The 25,452-nt window shown below is 53.7% G+C and carries 25 protein-coding genes; 18 read left to right on the plus strand and 7 right to left on the minus strand.

What is annotated here, in order from left to right:
* Nucleotides 1-5: 5 nt before the first annotated feature.
* Nucleotides 6-611: a pyridoxamine 5'-phosphate oxidase gene (gene pdxH / locus AB1F12_RS09080; protein WP_368183637.1), complete on the minus strand. Its 606-nt coding sequence runs from the start codon at nt 609-611 to the stop codon at nt 6-8.
* Between the two features lie 184 nt (nt 612-795).
* Here pdxH and fabI point away from each other — a divergent pair, with 184 nt between their 5' ends.
* The 6 genes from fabI to trpE all read left to right on the plus strand — a co-directional run bounded on the left by fabI (nt 796) and on the right by trpE (nt 7,526).
* On the plus strand, nt 796-1,602 hold the full coding sequence (gene fabI, locus AB1F12_RS09085) for an enoyl-ACP reductase FabI (protein WP_368183638.1): 807 nt from the start codon (nt 796-798) through the stop codon (nt 1,600-1,602).
* 219 nt (nt 1,603-1,821) lie between these two features.
* A complete protein-coding gene (locus AB1F12_RS09090) occupies nt 1,822-2,433 on the plus strand; it encodes a LysE family translocator (protein WP_368183640.1) in 612 nt (203 codons plus the stop codon).
* Nucleotides 2,434-2,441: 8 nt separating this feature from the next.
* On the plus strand, nt 2,442-2,948 hold the full coding sequence (gpt, locus tag AB1F12_RS09095) for a xanthine phosphoribosyltransferase (protein ID WP_368183641.1): 507 nt from the start codon (nt 2,442-2,444) through the stop codon (nt 2,946-2,948).
* A gap of 9 nt (nt 2,949-2,957) precedes the next feature.
* Complete coding sequence (locus tag AB1F12_RS09100) at nt 2,958-4,124, plus strand: aminotransferase (protein ID WP_368183642.1); 1,167 nt, start codon at nt 2,958-2,960, stop codon at nt 4,122-4,124.
* A gap of 64 nt (nt 4,125-4,188) precedes the next feature.
* Nucleotides 4,189-6,024 carry a peptidyl-prolyl cis-trans isomerase gene (locus AB1F12_RS09105; protein ID WP_368183643.1) on the plus strand — a complete coding sequence of 612 codons (1,836 nt, stop codon included), beginning with the start codon at nt 4,189-4,191 and terminating at the stop codon, nt 6,022-6,024.
* Nucleotides 6,021-7,526 carry an anthranilate synthase component I gene (gene trpE, locus AB1F12_RS09110; RefSeq protein ID WP_368183646.1) on the plus strand — a complete coding sequence of 502 codons (1,506 nt, stop codon included), beginning with the start codon at nt 6,021-6,023 and terminating at the stop codon, nt 7,524-7,526. Before AB1F12_RS09105 ends, trpE begins: the two co-directional genes overlap by 4 nt.
* Nucleotides 7,527-7,636: 110 nt before the next feature.
* Here the strand turns inward: trpE and AB1F12_RS09115 are convergent, their stop codons facing one another.
* Nucleotides 7,637-8,185 carry a winged helix-turn-helix transcriptional regulator gene (locus tag AB1F12_RS09115; protein WP_368183649.1) on the minus strand — a complete coding sequence of 183 codons (549 nt, stop codon included), beginning with the start codon at nt 8,183-8,185 and terminating at the stop codon, nt 7,637-7,639.
* Nucleotides 8,186-8,224: 39 nt separating this feature from the next.
* On the opposite strand from AB1F12_RS09115, the gene AB1F12_RS09120 reads away from it, so the two are divergent.
* Nucleotides 8,225-8,605: a VOC family protein gene (locus AB1F12_RS09120; RefSeq protein WP_368183650.1), complete on the plus strand. Its 381-nt coding sequence runs from the start codon at nt 8,225-8,227 to the stop codon at nt 8,603-8,605.
* Entirely contained in the window at nt 8,605-9,012 is a 408-nt protein-coding gene (locus tag AB1F12_RS09125) for a VOC family protein (protein WP_368183651.1), read from the plus strand. Before AB1F12_RS09120 ends, AB1F12_RS09125 begins: the two co-directional genes overlap by 1 nt.
* Before the next feature lie 127 nt (nt 9,013-9,139).
* Here the strand turns inward: AB1F12_RS09125 and AB1F12_RS09130 are convergent, their stop codons facing one another.
* Nucleotides 9,140-10,603, minus strand: coding sequence for a divergent polysaccharide deacetylase family protein (locus tag AB1F12_RS09130; protein ID WP_368183653.1), 1,464 nt, complete (start codon nt 10,601-10,603; stop codon nt 9,140-9,142).
* A gap of 211 nt (nt 10,604-10,814) precedes the next feature.
* Between AB1F12_RS09130 and AB1F12_RS09135 the strand changes: the two genes are divergently transcribed.
* The 6 genes from AB1F12_RS09135 (at nt 10,815) to lexA (ending at nt 15,643) form a co-directional block, all read left to right on the plus strand.
* Nucleotides 10,815-11,396, plus strand: a complete 582-nt coding sequence (locus tag AB1F12_RS09135) for an aminodeoxychorismate/anthranilate synthase component II (RefSeq protein WP_368183654.1) — start codon at nt 10,815-10,817, stop codon at nt 11,394-11,396.
* Nucleotides 11,393-12,412, plus strand: a complete 1,020-nt coding sequence (gene trpD / locus AB1F12_RS09140; RefSeq protein WP_368183657.1) for an anthranilate phosphoribosyltransferase — start codon at nt 11,393-11,395, stop codon at nt 12,410-12,412. The genes AB1F12_RS09135 and trpD overlap by 4 nt, the downstream gene beginning before the upstream one ends.
* Nucleotides 12,409-13,221 carry an indole-3-glycerol phosphate synthase TrpC gene (gene trpC / locus AB1F12_RS09145; protein ID WP_368183658.1) on the plus strand — a complete coding sequence of 271 codons (813 nt, stop codon included), beginning with the start codon at nt 12,409-12,411 and terminating at the stop codon, nt 13,219-13,221. The genes trpD and trpC overlap by 4 nt, the downstream gene beginning before the upstream one ends.
* Nucleotides 13,221-13,697: a cyclic pyranopterin monophosphate synthase MoaC gene (moaC, locus tag AB1F12_RS09150; RefSeq protein ID WP_368183661.1), complete on the plus strand. Its 477-nt coding sequence runs from the start codon at nt 13,221-13,223 to the stop codon at nt 13,695-13,697. Before trpC ends, moaC begins: the two co-directional genes overlap by 1 nt.
* Nucleotides 13,694-14,866, plus strand: coding sequence for a gephyrin-like molybdotransferase Glp (gene glp / locus AB1F12_RS09155; protein ID WP_368183662.1), 1,173 nt, complete (start codon nt 13,694-13,696; stop codon nt 14,864-14,866). Before moaC ends, glp begins: the two co-directional genes overlap by 4 nt.
* Before the next feature lie 90 nt (nt 14,867-14,956).
* Entirely contained in the window at nt 14,957-15,643 is a 687-nt protein-coding gene (gene lexA, locus AB1F12_RS09160) for a transcriptional repressor LexA (RefSeq protein ID WP_368183663.1), read from the plus strand.
* Here lexA and AB1F12_RS09165 read toward each other — a convergent pair.
* Nucleotides 15,627-17,675 (minus strand): ComEC/Rec2 family competence protein, encoded by a 2,049-nt coding sequence (locus AB1F12_RS09165; protein WP_368183665.1) that lies wholly within the window; start codon nt 17,673-17,675, stop codon nt 15,627-15,629. The two genes, lexA and AB1F12_RS09165, sit on opposite strands and share 17 nt — an antisense overlap.
* Nucleotides 17,676-17,747: 72 nt before the next feature.
* On the opposite strand from AB1F12_RS09165, the gene gltX reads away from it, so the two are divergent.
* From gltX to AB1F12_RS09185, 4 genes are all read left to right on the plus strand, one after another.
* Entirely contained in the window at nt 17,748-19,151 is a 1,404-nt protein-coding gene (gene gltX / locus AB1F12_RS09170) for a glutamate--tRNA ligase (protein WP_368183667.1), read from the plus strand.
* A gap of 99 nt (nt 19,152-19,250) precedes the next feature.
* On the plus strand, nt 19,251-20,546 hold the full coding sequence (gltA, locus tag AB1F12_RS09175) for a citrate synthase (protein WP_368183669.1): 1,296 nt from the start codon (nt 19,251-19,253) through the stop codon (nt 20,544-20,546).
* A 176-nt stretch (nt 20,547-20,722) separates the two neighbouring features.
* Entirely contained in the window at nt 20,723-21,550 is an 828-nt protein-coding gene (locus AB1F12_RS09180; protein ID WP_368183671.1) for a calcium-binding protein, read from the plus strand.
* Between the two features lie 58 nt (nt 21,551-21,608).
* Nucleotides 21,609-22,103, plus strand: coding sequence for a GNAT family N-acetyltransferase (locus AB1F12_RS09185; RefSeq protein ID WP_368183674.1), 495 nt, complete (start codon nt 21,609-21,611; stop codon nt 22,101-22,103).
* 26 nt (nt 22,104-22,129) lie between these two features.
* Here AB1F12_RS09185 and AB1F12_RS09190 read toward each other — a convergent pair whose 3' ends face one another.
* The 3 genes from AB1F12_RS09190 to AB1F12_RS09200 form a co-directional block, all read right to left on the minus strand.
* Nucleotides 22,130-22,903: an enoyl-CoA hydratase-related protein gene (locus AB1F12_RS09190; RefSeq protein WP_368183676.1), complete on the minus strand. Its 774-nt coding sequence runs from the start codon at nt 22,901-22,903 to the stop codon at nt 22,130-22,132.
* A gap of 70 nt (nt 22,904-22,973) precedes the next feature.
* Nucleotides 22,974-23,441: a cytochrome c-type biogenesis protein CcmH gene (locus AB1F12_RS09195; protein WP_368183677.1), complete on the minus strand. Its 468-nt coding sequence runs from the start codon at nt 23,439-23,441 to the stop codon at nt 22,974-22,976.
* Nucleotides 23,438-25,411 (minus strand): heme lyase CcmF/NrfE family subunit, encoded by a 1,974-nt coding sequence (locus tag AB1F12_RS09200; RefSeq protein WP_368188328.1) that lies wholly within the window; start codon nt 25,409-25,411, stop codon nt 23,438-23,440. The genes AB1F12_RS09195 and AB1F12_RS09200 overlap by 4 nt, the downstream gene beginning before the upstream one ends.
* Nucleotides 25,412-25,452: the final 41 nt, after the last annotated feature.

Consider the following 25,452-nt stretch of genomic DNA (forward strand, 5'->3'; position numbering starts at 1 on the left):
GAAATTCAGGGGCTTAATCGGTCAATTTTCCATGGCTCGTCGGCAGAATTGCGACACCACCGGAAGCGATCGTGCAACCGGAAGGCGCCATCTGCCCAGAACTCTATCTCAATAGGTGTAATACGGAATCCCCCCCAAAAAGGAGGGCGCTTAGGTTGCGACCCCTCACGGGCCGTTACTTTTGCCACCTCAGCCATCAACGTCATGCGCGACGATAATGATTGCGACTGTTGCGAGGCCCAGGCCCCCAACCGGCTTTTGAGAGAACGAGAGTTGTAGTAGTCATCCGCCTGCTTGTCCCCAACAGTCGAAATGAGCCCCCGCACACGCACTTGTCGACGCAAAGATTTCCAATGCATCACAAAGGCAGCTTTGCCCGATTGAGCCAGTTCCTGACCCTTTGCTGATTCAAAGTTCGTGTAAAAAACAAAGGCATCTGCCTCTATTTCTTTTAGCAACACCATTCTAGCATTGGGCATTCCGGCTTGATCCACAGTGGACAATGCGATTGCATTGGGATCATTCGGTTCAGACTTTTCAGCCTCTTCCAGCCAGTTGCGCGCGATGATGAATGGATCATCCCCCGCAAATTTTCCGGTCCGGTCACTCATGTCTCGATCTCTCTTACATTACTGATACGTCACACGACCGTCTGCCTTCATCATCCCATCGTCAAGAACAGCCTTCTGGCGGCCCCTGCATCCGATGACTTGATGAACACACATCAATCCCCTACACCGGACCCCAAAATGGGGGACATATGCAATGTCCACTAAAGGACAGAAGGAACGAAAAATGACGTCGAACCTGATGCAGGGCAAAAAAGGCCTGATTATGGGTCTTGCGAATGAAAAATCCATCGCTTGGGGCATTGCCAAAGCACTGAGCGACGCAGGTGCCGAAATGGCTTTTTCCTATATGGGAGAAGCGTTTAAGAAACGTGTAGAGCCGATGGCAGATAAATTGGGCGTGTCGCAATTGTTTGACTGTGACGTGTCTGATCCCGATTCTGTCGACGCTTGTTTTGCTGCGATTGAAAAAGAATGGGGTCAGATTGATTTCCTCGTTCATGCCATTGGTTTTTCAGACAAAAACGAATTGCGCGGCCGCTATGTGGACACTAGTCGGGATAACTTCCTGATGACCATGGATATCAGTTGCTATTCCTTTACGTCAGTTGCGCAACGCGCCGAAAAACTGATGAAAGACGGCGGTTCGATGCTGACCCTGACCTATTATGGCGCCGAACAGGTTATGCCGCATTATAATGTCATGGGCGTGGCCAAAGCCGCATTGGAAGCGTCAGTCAAATATCTGGCCGAAGATCTGGGCAAAGACGGGATTCGCGTGAATGCGATTTCTGCCGGCCCCATCAAAACCCTTGCAGCCAGCGGCATCGGCGATTTCCGGTACATCCTGAAATGGAACGAATATAACTCGCCGCTGCGCCGCAATGTCAGCATCGACGAGGTCGGAAATTCCGCGCTTTATCTGCTGTCTGATCTGGGCAGTGGTGTGACCGGTGAAAACCTGCATGTGGATGCGGGATATCACGTGGTTGGGATGAAGGCGGTGGATGCGCCCGATCTGAACAAGCTCTGAAACCAGTCATATTCTGAAACGAACGGACGCAAACCGCTTGCGTCCGTTTTTTATTGCGTGAACAACCTGTTGCAGCGCGTTGTTTTATTTCAATTTATCGCGCGGACGATCACATCAATATTTCAAAAATCGATGTTGGGCATGCGGTTTGGCCGAATGTCTTGAACGGCGATACAATTCGCGGCATGGTTTATGTCAAATCTGCATAGGAAACACACCATGGCCACGAGCATTTTTATCTCTATCGCTCTAATTCATCTGGCCGCCGCGATTAGTCCGGGACCTTCGTTTATTGTGTGTATCCGCACATCCATCACCGATGGGTTTTGGGCGTCGACCGGTTTGGCCGTTGGGTTTGGGCTGGGGGCCGCTTTGTGGGCCTCTGCGGCATTGGCGGGCTTGGCGGTGCTGTTTGAACTTGTCCCACAAGTGTTCCTCGCGATGAAATTGATCGGCGCTGGTTTTCTGTTTTTCATCGCGTTCATGATGTGGCGCCATGCCAAAGACCCGATTGATTTCAAATCCGGCGCCGCCCCCCGGGGGTGGCTATCGGCACTGCGATTTGGGTTCTTAACATTTGCCAGCAATCCCAAGGCGGCGGTGTTTTTCGGGGCGATTTTTGTCGGGTTGGTGCCAACGGATGCGTCTTTGGCGTCTTTGGCATTGCTGGTTCTGGTGATTTTCCTCAATGAAACCTTATGGTACATCATCGTTGGTCGCGTCTTTTCCTTGCCACGCGCGCGCAGTGGATATATCGCGCTCAAACATCATCTTGACCGCGCCTTTGGATCGCTTTTGGCGCTGTTCGGTCTGAAAATAGCTTTAGGATAGGAAGTTCCATGTCTGATCGTTTGCCCCATGAAAAAGGTTTCCATGTCAGCTGGGACCAGATGCATCGTGATTCCCGCGCCTTGGCATGGCGTCTGGACGGCAAAGGCCCCGGTGAAGGGGGCGCATGGAAAGCCATCGTTGCCATCACCCGTGGCGGCATGGCACCGGCGATGATCATTGCCCGTGAACTGGATGTGCGCACCGTCGATACAATCAGTGTCAAAAGCTATGATCATCAGGCCCAATCCTCGGCCGCAGTGTTGAAAAGCCCCGATCCAGACATGATGGGCGATGGCACCGGTATTCTGGTCATTGATGATCTGGTGGACAGTGGCAAAACGCTGGAACTGGTGCGGTCGCTTTATCCAAACGCACATTTCGCCACCGTTTATGCAAAACCCAAAGGCGAACCGATGGTTGATACATTCATTACCGGAGTGAGCCAGGATACGTGGATTTTCTTTCCTTGGGATATGGCGCTGCAATATGTCGAACCCTTTCGTGGCAAAGATTAAGGCCCCGATATGAGCCGGACCAAAGCGACATTTCTGCCCCCAGTCATGGAAGCACGCCGTTGGCTGGAGGGAGTGGATTTTTCCGATCGCCCCTTGATCAACGTCTCACAAGCCGCACCAGTTGACCCGCCGCCACAGCAATTGCGTCAGGCGATCGCGGATGTGGCACTCAACGTCCCGGACGCGCATCTATACGGTCCCGTATTGGGCCTGCCCGCGTTGAAATCCGAATTGGCCACGCAATGGTCAGCCGCCTATCAAGGGTCCATAACGGCTGATCAGGTCGGCATTACATCTGGCTGCAATCAAGCATTTTCAGCAACGATTTCAATGCTATGCGACCAAGATGACGAAGTCATCCTGCCGATCCCCTACTATTTCAACCACCGTATGTGGCTGGATATGCAAGGTGTGAAAACGGTGCCACTTCAAACCGGGCCAGATATGCTTCCTGATCCGGCATACGCTGGCGAATTGATCACACCACGCACTCGTGCGATTGCTTTGGTCACCCCAAACAACCCCTGTGGCGTTGAATATCCTGCTGAATTGGTCCGTGCGTTTTATAACCTTTGTCAGGACCGTGGCATTGCTCTGATTTTGGACGAAACCTATCGCGACTTTGACAGCCGTACCGGTGCGCCACATGATTTGTTTGCTGATCCCAATTGGGCAGACACGCTGATCCATCTTTATTCTTTTTCCAAGGCTTATCGCCTGACCGGTCACCGCGTCGGCGCGATGGTATCCAGTGTTGCCCGTCTGGAAGAAGCGGAAAAGTTTTTGGACACGGTTGCCATTTGTCCAAACCAAATTGGCCAATATGCAGCGCTTTGGGGCATGCAGAACCTGGGCGCATGGGTGTCTGGTGAACGCGATGAAATTCTGGACCGACGCGCCGCAATTGCCGAAGGATTTCCAACGCTGGAACAACAGGGTTGGAAACTGCGCGGGCTTGGGGCGTATTTTGCCTATCTGGAACATCCCTTTGCTATGGATTCGGACGATTTGGCACGTGAACTGGTGAAACAGGCCGGGATTCTGGTGCTGCCCGGCACCATGTTTACCCCTGATGGTGACGCGGATGGCAAACGCCAAATTCGCATCGCATTTGCCAATGTTGATCGCGCAGGCATCACCGAATTGTTCACACGTCTGGCAGGGCTTAACCTCTAGCCTTGCACCCCTCGTCTGACCGCCCTATTCAGGTGCGGATAACGAAACCGACGGGGGCCCAATCATGGCTGAGAGCAAAGCACGCAGAGTTGGCGTATGGATCATCATGGGGCTGCTGCTCGTTGGGTTGATGGGGTTTGGCGCGTCAAATTTCGGCGGCACCATACGATCTGTTGGAACTGTTGGTGATCAGGAAATTGGCCTGAACGAATATGCTTCAGCGCTGACCCAAGAAATCCGCGCCTTTGAGGCTCAGGCGAACACCCCGATTTCATTCCCTCAGGCTCAGGCGATTGGGCTGGACCGGATCGTGTTACAGCGGTTGTTGTCAACCGCCGCGCTGGACAATGAAACATCGCGATTGGGGCTGTCGGTTGGGGATGACTTGATCCGCAATCAATTGGTTCAGATCGATGTTTTCCAAGGCTCGGACGGGAATTTTGATCCCGCAGCCTATGAATTTATTCTGGAACGCCAAGACCTGACACCCGCGCAATTCGAAGCGACAATGCGACGCGAAATGGCCCGCACATTGCTACAAGGCGCAGTGATCGGCGGCATTCCATCCTCTGATCTATATGCAAAAACACTGGCGACATTTGTGGGCGAACAACGGGATTTTGGTTGGGTTAAACTCACCGAAGCCGACCTGACAGAAACCCTGCCCGCCCCAACCGAAGAAGAACTAAGCGCCTATTACGACGCCAATCCTGACCTGTTTACGAGCGCAGAAATTCGCGTCTTTACTTATGCTTGGCTGACCCCTGACATGATTTTAGAAGAGGTCACAATCGACGAAACCAGCGTGCGTGAACTGTATGATGATCGCATTGCCGATTTCGTGCGCGCCGAACGCCGTTTGGTGGAACGTCTGGTCATGCCTGACCAAGCCACCGCCGACGAAGCCATTGCCCAAATCGAAGTGGGTGGAAGCACCTTTGATGCGCTGGTGATTGATCGTGGTCTGACCCTGACGGATGTTGATATGGGGGATGTGGCAATCGATGAATTGGGCGATGCAGGCGAGGCAATTTTTGCCGCTCAGCCCGGTGACGTGGTTGGCCCGTTTGACACCAATTTCGGCCCTGCCCTGTTCCGTATGAATGCGATCCTATCCGCGCAGGAAACCACATTCGAAGAAGCCGCACCCCAGCTGCGCAACGAATTGGCCGCTGGCCGGGCTGTTCGCGTGATCGAATCTGCACGTGACGGTATTGAGGATTTGATGGCTGGCGGTGCAACGCTTGAGGATCTGCAAAGCCGCACTGATTTGGTTTTGGAACATCTGGACTGGACAGAAACGTCGCAATCCGGGATTGCCGCTTATGCTGCCTTCCGTGACGCGGCGCAGGCTGCCGAAGTTGGGGCATATCCTGAATTGATGGAACTTGAGGATGGCGGTGTTTTTGTCCTGCGTTTGGATGAAATCCGCGCCCCCGAGCTGATCCCGCTGGAGGATGTGCGCGATCAATTGACCCAAGCTTGGAATGCGGCCGCGGTTCAAACTGCGCTGAAAACCCAGGCCGATGACTTGGCCGAAGCGCTGAAAGCTGGGGAAACGCCAGAAGGCATTTCACTGACGGCCGAAACGGACCTGACTCGTCGCGCCTTTGTCGGGGGCACACCGCGTGCTTTCCTGACCGAAGTGTTTGCAGCTGAGATCGGCGATGCGATTGTCATCGAAGACGTTGACGGGATCATCGTCGCACGCATTGATGCCAGCCGCCCGCCCGCATCAGATGACGCCGCTGTGGCCGCTGAAACGCTGCAAATTTCGGATCAAACAGCGGCCAGCATCGCGCAGGACCTGTTTGATATCTACATGAACGCCTTGCAATCCAACACAGATGTTCATGTGGATCAGGCCGCCATTAATGCTGTGCATGCGAGCTTTCAATGATCACAGATTTTGAGACGTTCAAACGCGGCTACGAAGCAGGCGAAAATCAGGTTGTTTACACCCGTTTGGCTGCAGATTTGGACACGCCGGTTTCCCTGATGTTGAAATTGTCCGGTGCGGGCAAAGATGCGTTTGTATTAGAAAGTGTGACCGGCGGTGAAGTGCGCGGGCGCTATTCGATTGTCGGCATGAACCCGGATTTGATCTGGGAATGTCGCGGGGAAATCAGCCGGATCAACCGGTCTGCCAGATTTGACGACGCCGCCTTTCAGGACATGGAAGGGTCGCCCTTAACGACGTTGCGCGCGGTTCTGGCCGAAAGCAAAATCGATCTGCCCGATGGATTGCCGGCCGCCGCCGCAGGGCTGTTTGGTTATCTCGGATATGACACGATCAGATTGGTTGAACATCTGCCAAACGTAAACCCAGACCCGCTGGGATTGCCGGATGCGCTGATGTTGCGCCCATCTGTTGTGGCCGTGCTGGATGGCGTCAAAGGGGACGTTATTCTGGTGGCGCCTGCTTGGGCTGGATCTGGCCAATCGGCCAAGGCCGCCTATGCGCAGGCCGCCGAACGGGTCATGGATGCCCAACGCGCCTTGGAACGTCCGGTTCCGGTTGATACCCGCGCCCTGTCTGATTGCACCGACGATCCCGCGGAACCTGTTTCGAATTTCACCCACCAAGGTTACCTGCAAGCCGTTGAAAAGGCCAAAGAATACATTCGTGCGGGGGATATTTTTCAGGTGGTTCCAGCCCAGCGTTGGACCCAGGACTTTGCCGAACCGCCATTTGCGCTTTATCGGTCGTTACGCCGCACCAACCCGTCGCCGTTTATGTTCTATTTCAATTTTGGCGGCTTTCAGGTTATCGGCGCCAGCCCAGAAATTCTGGTGCGGGTTTTTGGTCGCGAAGTAACCATTCGCCCGATTGCGGGCACACGCCCCCGTGGCGCCACCCCAGAAGAAGACAAAGCACTGGAAGCAGATCTGCTGGCAGACAAAAAAGAGCTGGCGGAACATTTGATGTTGCTGGATCTGGGCCGCAATGACACCGGCAAAGTGTCCAAAATTGGCACGGTCAAACCCACCGAAGAATTTATCATCGAACGCTACAGCCACGTCATGCATATCGTGTCCAATGTCGTCGGGGAATTGGCCGAAGACCAAGACGCCCTGAGCGCATTTTTCGCAGGCATGCCCGCTGGTACCGTGTCAGGCGCCCCCAAGGTGCGCGCGATGGAAATCATCGACGAATTAGAGCCTGAAAAGCGCGGCGTTTATGGCGGAGGTGTGGGATATTTCAGTGCCAATGGCGATATGGATATGTGCATCGCCCTGCGCACGGCCATTGTCCAGAACCAAAAACTTTACATTCAGGCAGGCGGCGGCGTTGTCTATGACAGTGACCCCGAAGCTGAGTACCAAGAGACCGTGCATAAATCCAACGCCATCCGCAAAGCGGCCAAAGATGCCACACGGTTCCGCGAAACTGGAAATTAATCGGTCATTGGAACAGGGTAGTTAGTGTTTGCTGGATGTCTCTGTTTTGATTTACGGTCCTAAATCCAATTGCGACCGACCGAACATGCACTATGCCTTTGATCGTCGGATCAATGCCGGGACAAGCTGATTTCGGGCCCGGTGATTCGGCTAATCACACCACCGGTATTCACTGCGCGATAAATTGATCGCGGCGGGCGCGCTGTTTCATCCACGCTGCGTTGCACCCAGTCTTTGACCTCCATCGATTTCAACGATTGGGACAATGCCCGATCGGTGATCGTATGCAGATTTCGTTTGATATCACTAAAATGGCACGGTGTTTGCAGCGAGGTTAGCACCGGCAACGTCCATGTTTTACGCAACAATCGCTGATCGTCCTCTGTTGAAACGCGCTGCACTTTGTCAGCGATGGCGGCCGCCTCTTTTCCAAGCTGGGTTAGGCGAAACTCTGGTCGCAAGGGGTGGCCATGCCCCGGATTACGTTCCAACAGCCCAATATTAATCAAGTGATCCACGCTCTGGGCGAAGGCCGTCCTGCTGGCGCCCGTCGCGGTCAGCAACGTCGCCTGCCGCCCGACGACGCCTGAATGCAGGCTCGATAAAATTGGGATGGCCCAAGCCCGAGAAGTGATGTTGACAAGTGATTTAATGTCCATAAAGTATAGTTAGTATATTTTTAAACAGAAGGAAAGCCCATGGCTCTTGTTACTTTGGATAAAACAATCAACATCGCGATGTCGGTCAAAGATCGTCACGTGAGCGCTGCGTGGTATGAAAACATGTTAGGCTTTGAAACCATGTATCACGTGGACGAAGCCGGCTGGTCAGAGCTGCAAACAAACACACCCGGCGTGACAATTGGGCTGGGGGAACATACCAAACCGGTCCCCGGCAATTGCGTGCCTGTGTTTGGCATCGCTGATCTGGACGATGCCCGCGGAAAATTGGAACAGGCTAACGTCAAATTCGACGGCGACACCGATGTTGTCGAAGGCATGGTCAAAACGGCCACATTTTATGATCCAGATGGCAATGCCCTGATGCTGGCCCAAGATTTAACAGGTGTGGCTGATTAATGCGGTTTTTGAAACATACCATTGGCGCGCTGTGCTTAACCTCGGGATTTGCTATGGCGGAACCGTTCCAAGAGGTGACAATCGGCGTTCCTGTCGCCTCTATTGTCGAAGCAGAGGCATGGTATCTGCAACTTTTGGGCAGCGATGTAGAGGTTCTAAGACCCTACCCCGGGGTCGTCGAATTCAAAGCCGCGCCCGGGATGTGGTTGCAAATCTTTGAAACCGATGACCAACAGACATCGGGCACGGTTATCCGTTTTCTGGTCGAAGATATTGCGGAAACCCAAACCCAGCACGCTGATGTTGGCCTTCAATCGGGCGAAGCGATCGAAGTGCCAAATGTCGTGACATTTTCAGAGTTTAGCGATCCGGATGGCAATGCTCTGGGGCTGTATGATCTGCCCTGACCATTCAGGTTATTGACCTATCTAGCGGCCGTTTCGTGCAAGTGATGCGATGGCCGCTGGACCCCCAAAAACACGCCCAAAGCCGACCCGCCCACAAACGTGCTAGGGTCGGCCTATCGCTAATTGATTATTCTGCGGGGTTCAAAATCGCAGAGACCGGCACCAAAGCCACCTGCCCCGCACGATTGGCCGTGCCCCACAGGATCAGCGCCGAAATGGTTTCTGGCTGTACACGCGCCAACAATACCACACCGCTTTCTTGACGGGTGCGAAACGCTGCTTGGTCCAAAAACCGGCGAATGACCCGCGCATCCTGACCATCACCGTCCAAATCCCGATAGACGATCACCGAGGGCACATCGACCCTCTCGGCTTCGCGCAATGCAGTGTTCAGCCCCCGTGAAATGGACACAAATCCGCGCCCATCTTCGGCCAATGCAGACATTGCCTGACGCAATGCCCCTTGGTCAGACGGCAGCCCGCCTTCTCCGACATCGATCAACGCGACACTTTCCGGCAAGGTCGCAAAAGCGGCCTCAAAATTCACCGCCACATCGGACGCAGAGGCCCGTTCAGGCAGGTTCGAAATCACGGCGACTTCCATGCCCGCGTCGCGGTAGGCCCGCATCGCGGCCTCAGCCCCATCGCGGGTTGGATCAATGGCAATCGTCACCGGAAACGGCAGTGTAGACAATGCGGTGACGGCTTCTGCTACTTGGCCATCATCCATCAAAACGACGGACATCATCGGTTTGCCATCCACAGTGCCAGCATCCGCCGCATGAATGACCAAGGCGGGGCCGTCTTCTATGATGACGACCTGTTCGGCGTCAGGATCAGCGTCAGGATCAGCCTCAGCGTCGCTGGTTTGTACCGGTTCATCTTGTTCTGTGTCTGGCGTGTTTCCAGGGCGCAAAACAACCACGCCATTTTCAACAACAGATTCGATGCCACCGGCATTTGCGTTCTGGCGCGGTTCCTGAACCTCTTCTTGATTCCGGTCCGGGGCCTGATCTGGGGCCTGATCTGCAGCCTGCTCTTGGGCAACGACCTGCGGCTGTTCCTCTGGGGCCGCGGCGGGCGGTGTCACATCCTGCGCGGCTTCAACATCGTCAGCAGGTAGGTCTGGGGCGACGATCACCGGTTCATCCGCTGGCTCATCGGGCGGGGCAACCTCGGTCACCTCAAAATCGGTTTCAAGCGGCGCTGCAGGGGCTTGTGGCTGCGCGGGAAGGGTCGAAATGCTCAGGTCATCTTCGTTTGTGGGCAATTGCGGGGCGGTGGATTGGGGATTCGGCAAAACCGGCGCATCTGCTTGGGCTTCGATGTCAGGGGAAACACCCGTTTCCGGGGATTCCAGATTGCCCTCGATGCTGATGACATCCGGTATTTGGGCCGGATCTGTATCCGCCATTGGGGCGCTGGCATTGGCCTGTGGGGTGTTCACATTGGGCGTGGCGACCACATCGGTGATGTCCGTTTCGCGCTCAATCGGTTCCGGCACAGATGTTTCCTGCGAAATCGCGCCCGTTTCCGGTGCATTTACCAAAGGTGTTTCTGGCGGTGTACTGCCTGCGGGTTGTTCCGCCATCAATGATACCACTGACAGGACCACACCCGATAAGATGCCGCCCGTCGCTACGCCGCCTAATAGCCCCCTAAACACAATCCTGCTCCCTGCCCGCTTGTTCACGTTCTTGTGGACCTTGACCTTTCCCGGTCTGCTGGCCCATGTATGTGCGAACTATACTGCCTCTTTCACCCGAGGTGGTAGCCCCCAATTTGCAAGGCAGGCCAGGCAGATGCTGCTTTTGATCGATAATTACGACAGTTTCACCTATAATCTCGTTCATTATCTGGGCGAATTGGGTGCAGATGTAGTGGTGCGGCGCAATGATGCGCTGGACGTCCAAGAGGCCATGTCGATGGGCGCGAGCGGAATCGTGCTGTCCCCCGGCCCCTGTGATCCGGCACAAGCTGGGATTTGTCTGGCTTTGACCCATGCGGCCGCCGAAACCAAAACGCCGCTTTTGGGGGTTTGTCTGGGCCATCAAACCATCGGAGAGGCCTTTGGCGGCAACGTTATCCGCGCCCATGAAATCGTGCATGGCAAAATGGGCACTGTGTCTCATACAGGCAAAGGCCTGTTTGCAGGGCTGCCATCCCCGTTTCAGGCCACGCGGTATCATTCATTAACGGTTGATCGCGACACCCTGCCCGATTGTCTGGAAATCACAGCAGAGCTGGACAATGGATTGATCATGGGGCTGCAACATCGCGACCTGCCCATGCATGGCGTTCAGTTCCATCCCGAAAGCATCCGGTCCGAACATGGTCATGCGATGCTGCAAAACTTCCTCAACGTGATGAAGGTGCCCGCATGAGTGATGCTCTAAAACCGATCATTTACGCCGCTTCCGAAGGCCCGCTTAGCCGGGCCCAAGCGCAAGAAGCCTTTGAAATTGTGTTCGAAGGTCAGGCAACCCCCGCGCAAATCGGCGGATTGCTGATGGCAATGCGCGCACGTGGTGAATCCGTGGCCGAATATTCCGCAGCCGCCGCCGCAATGCGCGCCAAAGCAGTGCCGGTGACCGCGCCAGAGGGTGCGATTGATATTGTCGGCACGGGCGGTGACGGCATCGGCACATTGAACATTTCCACCGCCACGGCCTTTGTTGTGGCGGGCGCGGGTGTGCCGGTTGCCAAACACGGGAACCGCAATCTCAGCTCCAAATCCGGGGCGGCTGACGCATTGGCGCAAATGGGCGTAGATGTCATGGTCGGCGCTGACATCGTAGAAGCCGCTCTGGCCGAGGCTGGCATTGGGTTCATGATGGCCCCGATGCATCATCCCGTGATGAAATACGTTATGCCGGTCCGTCAGGAACTTGGATGCAAAACGATCTTTAACATATTGGGACCATTGACAAATCCCGCCGGAGTGAAACGGCAATTGACCGGCGCATTTGCGCTGGATTTGATCCATCCGATGGCAGAAACCCTGCAATCACTGGGCAGCGAAAAGGCTTGGTTGGTTTATGGCGCTGATGGCACAGATGAAATGTCGATCACTGGCAAAACCTCTGTCGCAGCGCTGGAAAACGACCGCATTCAATCGCTCGAAATCCATCCAGAGGATGCGGGCCTGCCGACACATCATTTGGCGGCCATTCTGGGGGGCAGCCCAGCCGAAAACGGTGTTGCCTTTCGCGCCTTGTTAAACGGCACCAAAGGCGCCTATCGCGATGCGGTATTGTTAAATGCCGCCGCCGCGCTGGTGGTGGCAGACAAAGCAAACGACCTAAAGCAAGGTGTTGAAATCGCAGAAGAAAGCATCGATTCCGGTTGGGCACTTGCATCTATAGAAACACTGGCACGCATCACATCGGGGACCGCATGACCGCAACGATACTTGATAAAATCAAAGCCTATAAATTGGAACATGTTGCCGCGTGTAAAGCTCAAAAACCGATGGCCGAAATTGAAGCCGCCGCCAAAGCGGCCAGTCCAACACGTGGTTTTGCCAATCGTTTGCAGGACGCCGCGCGTGATGGCTATGGGTTGATCGCAGAAATAAAGAAAGCGTCGCCATCTAAAGGGTTGATCCGAGTGGATTTTAACCCGGCAGAATTGGCAACCGCCTATGAAAAAGGCGGCGCAACTTGTCTGTCTGTCCTGACAGATGCGCCCTCTTTTCAGGGGGCGGATGAATTTTTGATGCAAGCCCGCGAAGCCACGTCACTGCCTGCTTTACGCAAAGATTTCATCTATGACCCGTACCAGGTTGCCGAAGCGCGCGCGCTTGGTGCTGATTGCATCCTGATCATTCTGGCCTCCGTCGAAGATGGCCAAGCCGCCGAGCTAGAAGACGCAGCCTTGGGGTGGAACATGGATGTTCTGCTAGAAGTGCATGACGAAGCAGAGCTGGAGCGTGCTTGTATGTTGAAATCCCCACTCATGGGGATAAATAACCGCAATCTCAATACGTTCGAGACCACTCTTGATACAACTCGTCGGCTGTCGCGCCTTGTGCCCGGTGATCGGCAAATCGTCTGCGAAAGCGGCTTGTTCACACCTGACGATTTGTCTGACATGGCCCGTTACGGTGCACGAACTTTCCTGATCGGCGAAAGCTTGATGCGGCAAGATGATGTCGAGGCCGCTACAAGAGCTTTGCTATCTAACCCGTTGAAACCACAGGTAATGTGATGACAGGATTGACACATTTTGATGCATCAGGTCAGGCGCATATGGTTGATGTGTCGCAAAAACCTGTCACTGACCGCATCGCCACGGCAGAGGGTTGGATCAAAACCAACATCGACACATTGGCCATCATCAAATCCGGCGACGCCAAAAAAGGCGATGTGCTGGGCGTGGCGCGGTTGGCTGCAATTATGGCCGCAAAGAAAACGGCCGATTTGATCCCATTATGCCATCCGCTTCCTATTACCAAAGTGACGGTTGACCTGTTACCTGACGACGATTTACCCGGTATCCGCGTGATCAGCACCGTCAAAACGTCTGGGCAAACTGGCGTAGAAATGGAAGCATTAACAGCAACTTCGACGGCGTTGCTAACTGTTTTTGACATGGTCAAAGCCGTTCAAAAAGACATGGAAATTGGTGGTATCAAAGTTACGTTGAAAGACGGTGGAAAATCCGGAAAATATGAAGCGCCATGATTTCAGTTTCGCAAGCATTGGATGATATTTTCAGCTTGGCCGGCGTTTTGGACCCAGAATTGGTCCCATTGTCAAAAGCCTCGGGTCGGGTTCTGGCCAAACCGGCAATTGCCCTGCGAAATCAGCCGCCATTTGCATCATCTGCGATGGATGGCTACGCCTTAAATGCTGATGACGCGCAGGCGCAGACCATACTAAATGTGGTTGGGGAATCCGCGGCGGGTCACGAATATACGGGGCCCCTTGGTCCCATGGAATGCGTTCGTATTTTTACAGGCGCACCAGTACCCAAAGGTGCAAATTGCGTTATAATTCAAGAAGATGTAGATCGAAGCGGTGACAAGATCACTTTGAACACGAATGGACATCAGGGCCAAAACATCCGTGATTTGGGCATTGATTTCAAAGTTGGATTTACCATCGACGCCCCACGGCTGTTAACATCTTCCGACATAATGTTGCTGGCCGCGATGAATGTTAGTGATGTTTGGGTGACGAAAAAACCGGACGTTGCGATTATCTCAACCGGGGACGAATTGGTTCAACCGGGTGAGACCCCAAATCATGACCAAATAATTGCCTCCAACGCCTTGGGATTACATGCTTTATTGGAATTGAATGGTGCGTCCCCCCGTATCCTTCCGATTGCCCGGGACAATGAAAATTCACTGAAATCAGTGTTAAACTTGGCCAATAGCGCAGATTTGATTGTGACGATCGGTGGCGCGTCAGTTGGCGATCATGATTTGGTAGGCTCAATATCTAAAGCCTTGGGAATGCAGCAGAAATTTTACAAAGTTGCCATGCGCCCTGGCAAACCCCTCATGGCTGGGACATTGGGAAACAGCGCGATGATCGGGCTGCCAGGCAACCCCGTTTCATCAATGGTATGTGGACATATTTTTATGCTTCCACTGATCCGAAAAATGCTGGGACTAGGTCAGGAACCTGCATCAACAACACCCGCTAAACTACTGTCCCCCTTGCAGGAAAACGGTCTACGGGAACATTACATGAGAGCACATCAAAGCCCATCTGGCGTGCGCGTTTTTTCACGTCAGGACAGTTCATTGATGAACGTTTTGTCAGACGCAAATTGCCTGATTAAACGCCCCCCTTTGGATAGCGCTCGCAACATTGGTGACACAGTTTCGATTATCAAATTGTAGAACAAACCGCGCCCACTTGACACAAAACAAGAACATGCGTAGAACATCAGGAAAACGTGCCGTCCTTTAGGCTGATCATGAGGTTCTTCGATGCTGACCAAAAAACAACTCGATTTGCTGGAATTCGTGAATGCTCGTGTTCAACGCGATGGTGTGCCGCCGTCTTTTGATGAAATGAAGGACGAACTTAACCTGCGTTCGAAATCCGGTATCCACCGTTTGATCACCGCTTTGGAAGAGCGCGGTTATATCCGACGTTTGGCTCACAAGGCGCGTGCACTAGAGGTGGTTAAACTGCCCGATGCATTGGCATCAAAATCAACTGGGTTTACACCCAAAGTTGTTGCCGGTGATCGCGACGATACCGCCGCGCCTCAAACAACAAAAACGGCCTCTGCGCTGGAAATCCCTGTTATGGGCCGCATTGCAGCTGGGGTTCCCATCGCAGCAATTCAACATGCCACGCATAGTGTGCCCGTCCCCCATAACATGATTAGCCAAGGCGAACATTATGCCCTCGAAGTAAAGGGCGATTCCATGATCGAGCTGGGGATCAATGACGGTGACGTTGTGGTGATCCGGGAAACCACAGTTGCGGATGACGGTGACATCGTTGTAGCGCTGGTCGAAGACGAAGAAGCGACGCTTAAGCGATATCGCAGAAATGGATCCTCAATCGCGCTTGAGGCTGCGAATCCGGCCTACAAAACTCGCTTTTTTGATGAGGATCAGATCAAAGTTCAGGGTCGTTTGGTCGGTCTCATTCGCTCGTACTGAAATAGTCCGAAGCCATCGATGGATTGATTGAGGGCGTGTTCCAAATTCTGTTTCCGGCCAAGGATTGAGCGGTGATTATGTTGGCGCGATCCTGATAAAGTGCCAATGATCCTGTCGATCTGAGCCGAATAGGATCATACACATCACATGGGCGGTCCGTTTGATTTTCGACGTTCATGATCAAAATATCCGCTCCACCACACCCTTCTAATGACGTGCTTTGACGCTGGCCGCGGATTTGTAGAACACGAAATCCATCAATGTTGTGAATGCGTTGCTCCCATGCGATCGCCGCATGCTGTTGATCACGCGCATCCCCATCGTTTTCAAGCCAAGACCGCGCAGAAAAGCTATCGGAACGTTCACGTGACAACACCCGTTCCCCGTTGATCAATACCCCGACCAGATTTCCGTTATCTGAAACAAGCAAAGCAGGTCTGTCGGTTTGGGCCCAAATGACCCCCGCAAACAGGACTGGCGCCACGCCAATGAGGCGTGACCGGCCCCGCCACAAAATCAAAAACAAAAAACCTAGGGTCATGATGGGTAAAACCGCCGAGTTAGGCGCGACAATCCGTCCGACGGAACCATCAAGATGCGCAACTTGATTGGCCACAAACAGGATCCAGCGCAATCCAATTTCCATCCCCCAAAGGCCAATAAATTCCAGGCCAAACGGCCATAGGCACGCGGCAATGACTGCAGAAGGCATCACCAAAATCCCCATCACAGGAACGGACAACATATTGGCGAATAAGCCATAATGAGAGATCTGGTTAAAATGGGCCGCAGAATACGGCGCGGTTGCTAACCCAGCGATCAGCGATGACAAGAACACCGCCACAACAGGGCGTAACCAAGTGGGGATTTTTGATTGGTCCATGTTTCGCATTCCACCAAAAACCGCGACCAGTGCCGTTGTTGCGGCGAATGACATTTGAAATCCGGGGCCCGTCACTTGTTCGGGACGGCGGACCAAAACGATGATCGCGGCGATCGCAACTGCACGTAGCGTGAGGGCACGCCGGTTAAGCAGGATCGCCAAAAACATCACTGCCACCATAATAAACGCGCGCTCTGTGGATACATTCCCGCCGGATAGTGCCAGATATCCCGCCCCGCAGATCAGCGCGGCGATTGCAGCAATCTTTTTCGATGAAAACCGAAGCGAGATTTTTGGGATCAACGCCAATCCGTAGCGGATCAACGCGAACACAAACCCGGTTAACAACCCCATATGCAACCCAGATATCGCCAGCAAATGCGCAAGGTTTGACGCGCGTAGGTCGGCCAATGTTTCGGCCCCCATTGCTGATCTATCCCCTGTCGTAATCGCAGCGGCAAACGCCCCAATCTCTCCGTCTATACGGTCGCGTATGGCGTCAGAAATCTGTATTCGAAACCGATATAGATCAAACCCGTCGGCGGGTGGTTCCAATTGTAAAACTGGGTTTTGAGTATATCCAACCGCCCCAAGCGATTGAAACCAAGCCATAACTTTGAAGTCAAAACCGCCCGGCTCAACAGGTCCGGCTGGTGGTGATAAGTGGCCCGTGGTCATAACAAACATGCCCGGAGTTGGCGCGATCCAATCCTGTTCGTGATGAAGCGAAATGCGCACCTTCTGCGGCGTACGGTGTGGCGACATGTTGTCCAGAACCACATGATCAAGCGTGAGCCTAACCTTATCACTGGCAGATCGATCAAGCGTGACAACCCGGCCTTGGATTGGTCCGTAATATCGAAACGTTAAAACAGGTTCGGCCAGCGAATGCGCCCGATACCCGGCCAACAGCATCCCAAGAGAAATCAGTGCAACCCCCAGCAACGCGGGGCCCAACATTTCGGAATACCGGGCACCAATCAGGCACATTCCCATGACGATCGCCAAGGCGCTGTAGTGAATGAATTGCGGTTCAAACCCAAAGGAAAACCACACACCAATGCCCACGCCCAGAAAAACGGGCGCCCATCCAAATAAATGCCCACGTTGCATCAACAGGGCATTGGCAATTTGTTCGCGTAGGTGCACTTGTCCTTTGACCCCGGCCTCCTGTATCCCCCGGATCAAAGCCGCTCATGGTTAGCAAAAGGTTAAATTCATATGTCCCAAGCACCTGTTGTCACCCGATTTGCCCCGTCCCCCACCGGAGCGTTGCATATTGGCGGCGCACGCACCGCGCTGTTTAACTATTTGTTCGCCCGTCACCATGGCGGTCAGTTCTTGTTGCGGATCGAAGATACGGACAAAGCGCGCTCTAGCGCGGAAAACACACAAGCCATTTTGGATGGTTTGAACTGGCTGGGTTTGGATTGGGATGGCGAACCGTTGTCACAGGCGTCGCGCGCAGACCGTCATATAGAGGTCGCCCATGAATTGCTGGCCAAAGGTGCCGCGTTCAAATGTTTTTCTACCCAAGACGACATTGAGGCGTTCCGCGAATCTGCCCGCGCCGAAGGCAAATCCACAATGTTCCGCTCACCTTGGCGGGATGTTGAGGCCGCGGATCATCCTGATGCGCCGTTTACGGTACGGATTAAGGCGCCGCAATCCGGATCCACAACAATTTCGGATGCGGTACAGGGCGATGTGACATGGAAAAACGATCAGCTGGATGACATGATTCTTTTGCGGTCAGACGGCACGCCTGTTTATATGCTGGCCGTTGTTGTGGACGATTTTGACATGGGCATTACCCATGTGATCCGCGGCGATGACCATCTGGCCAATGCGTTCCGTCAAAGCCTGATCTACACTGCGATGGGATGGGATCTGCCGGTTTACGCGCATATTCCCCTTATTTTTGGACCAGATGGTAAAAAACTGTCCAAAAGACATGGCGCAACCGGCGCGGCAGAATATCAGATGATGGGCTATCCCGCGGCAGGGATGCGCAACTATTTGACCAGGTTGGGTTGGTCGCATGGGGATGATGAATTTTTCACCGACGCGCAGGCGATCGAATGGTTTGGTCTGGATGGCATTGGCAAAGCCCCTGCCCGTTTTGACTTTAAAAAGCTCGAAAATATCTGTGGATTGCACAATGCAGCGACCGATGATGCTGCACTGCTGCACGAAATCGAGGCCTTCCTACACGCTACGGATGCGCCTGCCCTAACGGAAGCCCAACGCGACGGGATGTCACGGGGCATGTATTGCCTGAAAGAACGGGCCAAAACTTTCCCTGATCTTCTTGAAAAGGCTCACTTTATCCTGACTTCGCGACCTATCACGCCGGATGACAAAGCTGCAAAACATCTGAATGATGTATCCCGTGGTATACTGTCGGAATTGACGCCGCACTTGCAAAATGTTAGCTGGTCCCGAGACGCGCTTGAAGACGCAGTTGCTCAATTGGCAGCGGCGCACGAAACCAAGCTTGGGAAGCTGGCAGGACCGCTCAGGTCTGTGTTGGCTGGACGGGCTGTTTCACCTTCAGTGTTCGACATGATGTTAGTCATCGGCCGAGAAGAAACCATCGGCCGCCTGACTGACGCTACGGGCTGAAACTTTTTCGTTACCCTTTGTCGGTATCGGGGTTCTGACCGGATACAAACCGCAGCCGCCCAAGCATCGTGCTTGGGTGTGCCTCAGAAGGGGATCACTATGACCGAAACGCAAAAAACCGCGACGCTTACCATTGATGGTGAGAGCTACGAGCTGCCGATTTATTCGCCAAGCGCGGGCCCTGATGTGCTGGATATTCGCAAATTGTACGGCACCGCTGGTGTATTTACCTATGATCCCGGCTTCACCTCTACTGCGTCTTGCGACAGCACCATCACGTTCATTGATGGTGGCAAAGGCGAATTGTTGCATCGTGGCTATCCCATTGATCAATTGGCAGAAAAATCACATTATCTAGAAGTGTGCTATCTGCTGTTGAACGGTGAATTGCCCTCTGCAGCTGAGCTGGAAGAGTTTGAAAACATCGTCACTCGTCACACGATGATCCATGACCAGATGCATTATCTGTTCCGCGGTTTCCGTCGGGACGCGCATCCAATGGCCATTATGGTGGGTGTTGTGGGCGCGATGTCTGCGTTTTACCATGACAGCACCGACATCACTGACCCACGTCAGCGCGAAATCGCAGCATTCCGTTTGATCGCGAAAATGCCAACCATCGCGGCGGCGGCTTATAAATATTCAATCGGCCAGCCATTTGTGCATCCCCGCAATGATCTGGATTACGCATCCAACTTCTTGCATATGTGTTTCAGCGTTCCTGCCGAAGAATACCAAATCAACCCAATTCTGGCCCGTGCGATGGACCGGATTTTCACACTGCACGCGGATCACGAACAAAACGCATCCACATCGACTGTGCGTTTGGCGTCGTCTTCGGGCGCGAACCCATTCGCCTGTGTGGCGGCCGGGATCGCCTGTCTGTGGGGCCCTGCCCATGGTGGCGCGAACCAAGCTTGCTTGGAAATGCTGGGTGAAATCGGGTCTGTGGACCGTATCCCTGAATTTATCGCCCGCGCCAAAGACAAGAATGATCCATTCCGTCTGATGGGCTTTGGTCACCGCGTTTACAAAAACTTTGACCCACGCGCCAAAGTGATGAAACAATCCGCGGATGAAGTTTTGGAACTGCTGGGCGTTGAAAATAACCCCAAATTGCAAGTTGCCAAAGCCCTGGAAGAAGCCGCAATCAACGATCCATATTTCGCGGAAAAGAAACTGTTCCCGAATGTGGATTTCTATTCCGGCATCATCCTAGAAGCGATGGGTTTCCCAACATCTATGTTCACACCGATCTTTGCCCTGTCGCGGACAGTGGGCTGGGTCAGCCAGTGGAAAGAGATGCTGAACGATCCGCAAAACAAAATCGGTCGCCCCCGTCAGCTGTATCTCGGCGAAACAGAGCGCGATTACACAGATATCGAAAACCGTTAATCTTCGATCATATCGATTTATGGGCTGCCAATTTGGCGGCCCATTTTTGTTTGTAATCAGGGCCCCTAGATTCTGGTCTAAAGTTGCCTGTTTAGATACAAGTTGTTTCAACTTTTAGGGTTTATGGCGACGTCCCCGCTGATATGGTCGCGCCATTGTGAAATAGGATTATAACGATGCTGGCTCTTCTTCCTGTACTTTTGATTGGTGGTGTTTTGTTGTCTCTGATTGGCGGGGATGACAGTTCGGATAGCTCTGACGATGATTTGGAGCTGCGCGGTGACGCCGACAATGACACCCTAACTGGGGGCAGCGGCGATGATTTGCTGATCGGCAAATCCGGCAATGACCTGTTGGTTGGCCAAGCGGGGGATGACGACCTGCAGGGCTGGACCGGGAGCGACATCCTGGACGGTGACGGTGGCAATGACACCCTTGATGGCGGCTACGGAGAAGACCTGTTGATGGGTGGCACCGGCGATGATGTCCTAAGTGGCGGCGCGCAATCGGATCTGCTGTTTGGTAATGCGGGCCAAGACATCCTAAATGGCGGCGCTGGCGAGGATGGTTTGTTTGGGGCTGATCTGATCGACGAAGCGCTGGTTCAGTCGCTGATCGAAAACCCCGACCCCGAGGATGATACCCTGTTTTCGCATCTGACCCTCACAGATAACGGAGAAAGCGATACCCTGAATGGCGGGGATGGTGACGATCTGTTGGTGCTGGGCAATGGGGATGTGGCCCAAGGTGGCCAAGGTGGCGATGATTTTGTGCTTGGGGATTGGATCGTTGCAGGAAATCCGGCTCAGGTCACTGACTTTGACCCGACCCGCGACGCGCTGTCATATGGCTATGATGCCGCCAAAGATGGCCCTGACCTTGGTCTGATTTATAACGGCTATGGGGATGCCAGCGTGACCTTTGACGGTGACGTGATCGCAAATCTAAGTGGCGACTTTGACGATTCCAGCCTTGAGGGGCTGATCGTCACATTCACCTATTAACCACGCGCCATTTAACGGCCCCCCTAACGGTGGCGGGGTCAATCTGGGTGGGCTGCAAATGTTAATGACAAAACGGTTGATCCTGAGGGGGCCAAAGCAAACAGACCTAGAGGATCTGTTTGCGCTGTTTCATGACGCCCGCGCGATGAAATATTGGTCGACCCTGCCCCATCCTGACAAATCGGTGACCCAAGAGCGATTGGATTTGATGATCCAGGGCTTTGCCGACCGGCCGCTTTATTTTGTCATCGAAAAGGACAACCGCGTTATTGGCTGCGTCGGAGCCCATCACGGCAACGAAGTTGGGTTTATTCTGCATCCCGATCACTGGCGACAAGGGATCGCATCAGAAGCGATGAATTGCCTGATCCCTCATATCTGGCAAACGACAGATTTCGCTGACATTTTCGCAGATTTGGACCCGAACAACGCCGGTTCATTAGCGTTGCTCACATCGCTTGGTTTCCAGAAAACCGGCTATGAGAAAAACACGTTTTGCATCGCCGGGAATTGGAGTGACAGCCTCTATATGACGCTCAAACGTCCGCAATAGTGCCCTGCCAATCCCGGCAGATTGATTTAACGCCCTTCATATTTTGGTGGGCGTTTTTCCTGAAAGGCGACGACGCCTTCTTTGAAATCACGGGTCATGCCACATTTGCCTTGCAGCTTTGCTTCTAGGACCAATTGCTCATCCAACGAATTTTCATAAGTTCCGCGCAGCGCTTTTTTCAATTGCCGATAAGCGAGCGTCGGACCATGGGCCAATTGCGCAGCGCGATCCCGCCAATGCTGGTCAAATTCGGCCTCGGGGATGGATTCATAGATCATTCCCATATTCGACGCATCAGAGGCCATGATTTTATCCGCAAATAACGCGGCACCCATGGCTTTGGCTGCACCCATTTGACGGGGCAACCAATAGGTCCCACCTGCATCCGGGATCAGGCCAATACGTGTGAATGCCTGCACAAAATATGCCATTTCTGATGCAATCACGACGTCACAGGCCAGCGCCAGATTGGCCCCCGCGCCCGCCGCTGCCCCATTCACCGCCGCAATGGTCGGGATGCGACATTCAAAAATTGCGCGCAGCATTGGCGTGTATTCGTCCCGCAATGTGCGTTCCAAATCGATGGATGCCGCCGTGCCATCCCCTAGATCCTGCCCCGAACAAAATGCCGGGCCAGCCCCGGTCATGACCAAAACGCGTGCCTCGCTTTCAGCGGCTTTCACTGCGTGCAGGATTTCGGCCCGCATCTGGGTGCTGAGCGCGTTCATTACCTCTGGCCGGTTTAACGTCAGGACGGCCATGCCATCGTTGATGTCCAAGGTGATGGTTTGATAGATCATTCTGGCGCCCTCAATCTGTTGTTGCACACAACCTAATCACGAAGCCGCGATCTAAAAGGGCAACATAACGTCACCGATGTAAAATTTCTTCCAAACGGGCTTTTTCTGCGTCGCTGAGCGTTTCTGACGCGCCAGTTTGGGCGCGTTTGCGCACCGTTTTATATCCGATCCCCAATCCCATCAGCAAAACAGCAGGACCGGCCAGCCAAAGGATCCAATTGGCCCCAGAGGTGGTCGGTTTCAGCAGCACATATTCCCCATACCGATCAACAATATAGGCAATTGCATCCGCGTCACTATCCCCGGCTACCAACCGTTCCCGCAGCAAAATGCGCAGATCGCGGGCCAGCGTTGCGTTGCTTTCGTCGATGGATTCATTTTGGCAAACCGGGCATCGCAACCCCGCCGAAATATCGCGCGCGCGACGTTCCAAAACAGGATCATCTAGGATTTCATCAGGCTGCACCGCCCAAACCGGGCTGGCGATGGCCACAAGAACCGTCAACACAAAAACAAGATGTCTGATCAGATGTTTCATACAGCGCCCACCGTTTTTGCCGACTTGGAACGCGCCCCAGCCGCCACACGCAATCGACGGTCAGACAAAGAAACAAACCCGCCCAATGCCATCAGGATCGAGCCCCCCCAAATCCAATTGGCGAAGGGTTTGATATATATCCGAACCGCATAACCGCCACCGATCTGTGCATCGCCGATCACCACATAAAGATCCCGCAGAATGCCATTGTCGATATCCGCCTCTGTGGTTGGCATCTGGGCAACTGGGTAAAACCGTTTCTCAGGGAACAACGTCGCGGCGATCTGTCCGCCGCGATATAGAATAATCTCAGCCTTGGTTGTCAGATAGTTCGGCCCCTCTTCTTGAAAAACATCGCGCAGTTCCACCTCATAGGCGCCAACCTGATATCTTTCCCCGATTTGTGCTGTGCGAATGTCTTCTTGTTGCCAAGCCATCAGTGTTGCAATGCCAAAAACGGTAATCCCCAATCCGGCATGTGCGATCGATTTTCCCCAATCAGCGCGCGGCAATCGTGCAAGGCGCAGTATGCGGTCAAACACAGATTTGCGCCCCGTGCGTTGCCACATATCCAGAGCCGCGCCAAAAACGACCCACGCCCCCAGAGCAACACCAATGGGTCCCAATGCAGATCGTCCCGATTGCAACGCAAAGGCCAGCCCCCCCAAAGCAACTGCCAAAATCGCAACCGGCACCATTGACAGGCCTGCGCGGCGCAGATTGCCACGTTTCCAAGCCAGAACCGCCCCAACAGGCAAAATAACCGCCAGCGCGGTCATAAACGGCGTGAACGCCGACTCAAAGAACGGGGGCCCGACAGATAAGGTACGTTCAAACAACAGCTCTGCGATCAAAGGCCACATCGTGCCGATGAACACGACAAAACACGCCACAGCCAACAGGATATTGTTCAACACCAGCGCGCTTTCACGGCTGACCACGCCAAACACACCTTTGGATTCCATCGTGCCTGCGCGGGCTGCAAATAGCGTCAATGCCCCGCCCAAAAAGATCGCCAAAATGATCAGGATAAACACACCGCGTTCAGGGTCATTGGCAAAGGCATGGACCGAAGTCAAAACACCCGACCGCACAATGAACGTTCCCAACAGCGAAAACCCAAATGCCAGAATGGCCAGCAAAATGGTCCAGCTTTTCAGGCTTTCGCGTTTTTCAACGACAATGGCGGAATGCAGCAATGCCGCCGCCAACAGCCAAGGCATAAAGGACGCATTTTCGACGGGATCCCAGAACCAGAACCCACCCCAGCCAAGTTCATAATAGGCCCACCAAGATCCAAGCGCGATGCCAATGGTGAGGAAAATCCATGCCGCCAAGGTCCATGGGCGCACCCATCGTCCCCAAGCAGCGTCAACCTTGCCTTCGATCAGGGCGGCGACGGCAAAGGCAAACGCCATGCTCAGCCCGACATATCCTAAATACAAAAACGGTGGATGAAAGGCGAGCCCGGGATCTTGTAGCAATGGGTTCAAATCTTGGCCATCCAATGGCGGCGTTTGCAGCCGCAAGAACGGGTTTGAGGTGAACAAAATGAACGCATAAAATGCGACGCTAATCGCTGCCTGCACCGCCAATACCCGCGCCTTTAGAGTATCGGGCAAATTGCCGCCAAACCAACTGGCGCATGCGCCAAACAAGGTCAGGATCAACAACCAAAGCAGCATTGACCCTTCGTGATTTCCCCAAACGCCCGAGATTTTATAGAGCATCGGTTTCAGCGAATGGGAATTGGAAAACACCAGTTGCAGCGAAAAATCAGACGTCACAAAGGCCCAGGTCAATGCGGCAAACGAAAACCCCACCAAAATAAATTGGGACGACGCGGCGGGATCCGCCACAGCCATCCACCCCCGCCAGCCCTTATGGGCGCCTACCAACGGCGCAACAGACTGCAAAATGGCGATGCCAAATCCCAGAATCAGCGCAAAATGTCCAAGTTCATTTATCATGCCGCTAAGATAGAGCATGTGGCGCTGGTGACCACTCAAAT

This window comes from Aestuariibius sp. HNIBRBA575, from assembly GCF_040932005.1.
Taxonomy (GTDB): domain Bacteria; phylum Pseudomonadota; class Alphaproteobacteria; order Rhodobacterales; family Rhodobacteraceae; genus CANLNM01.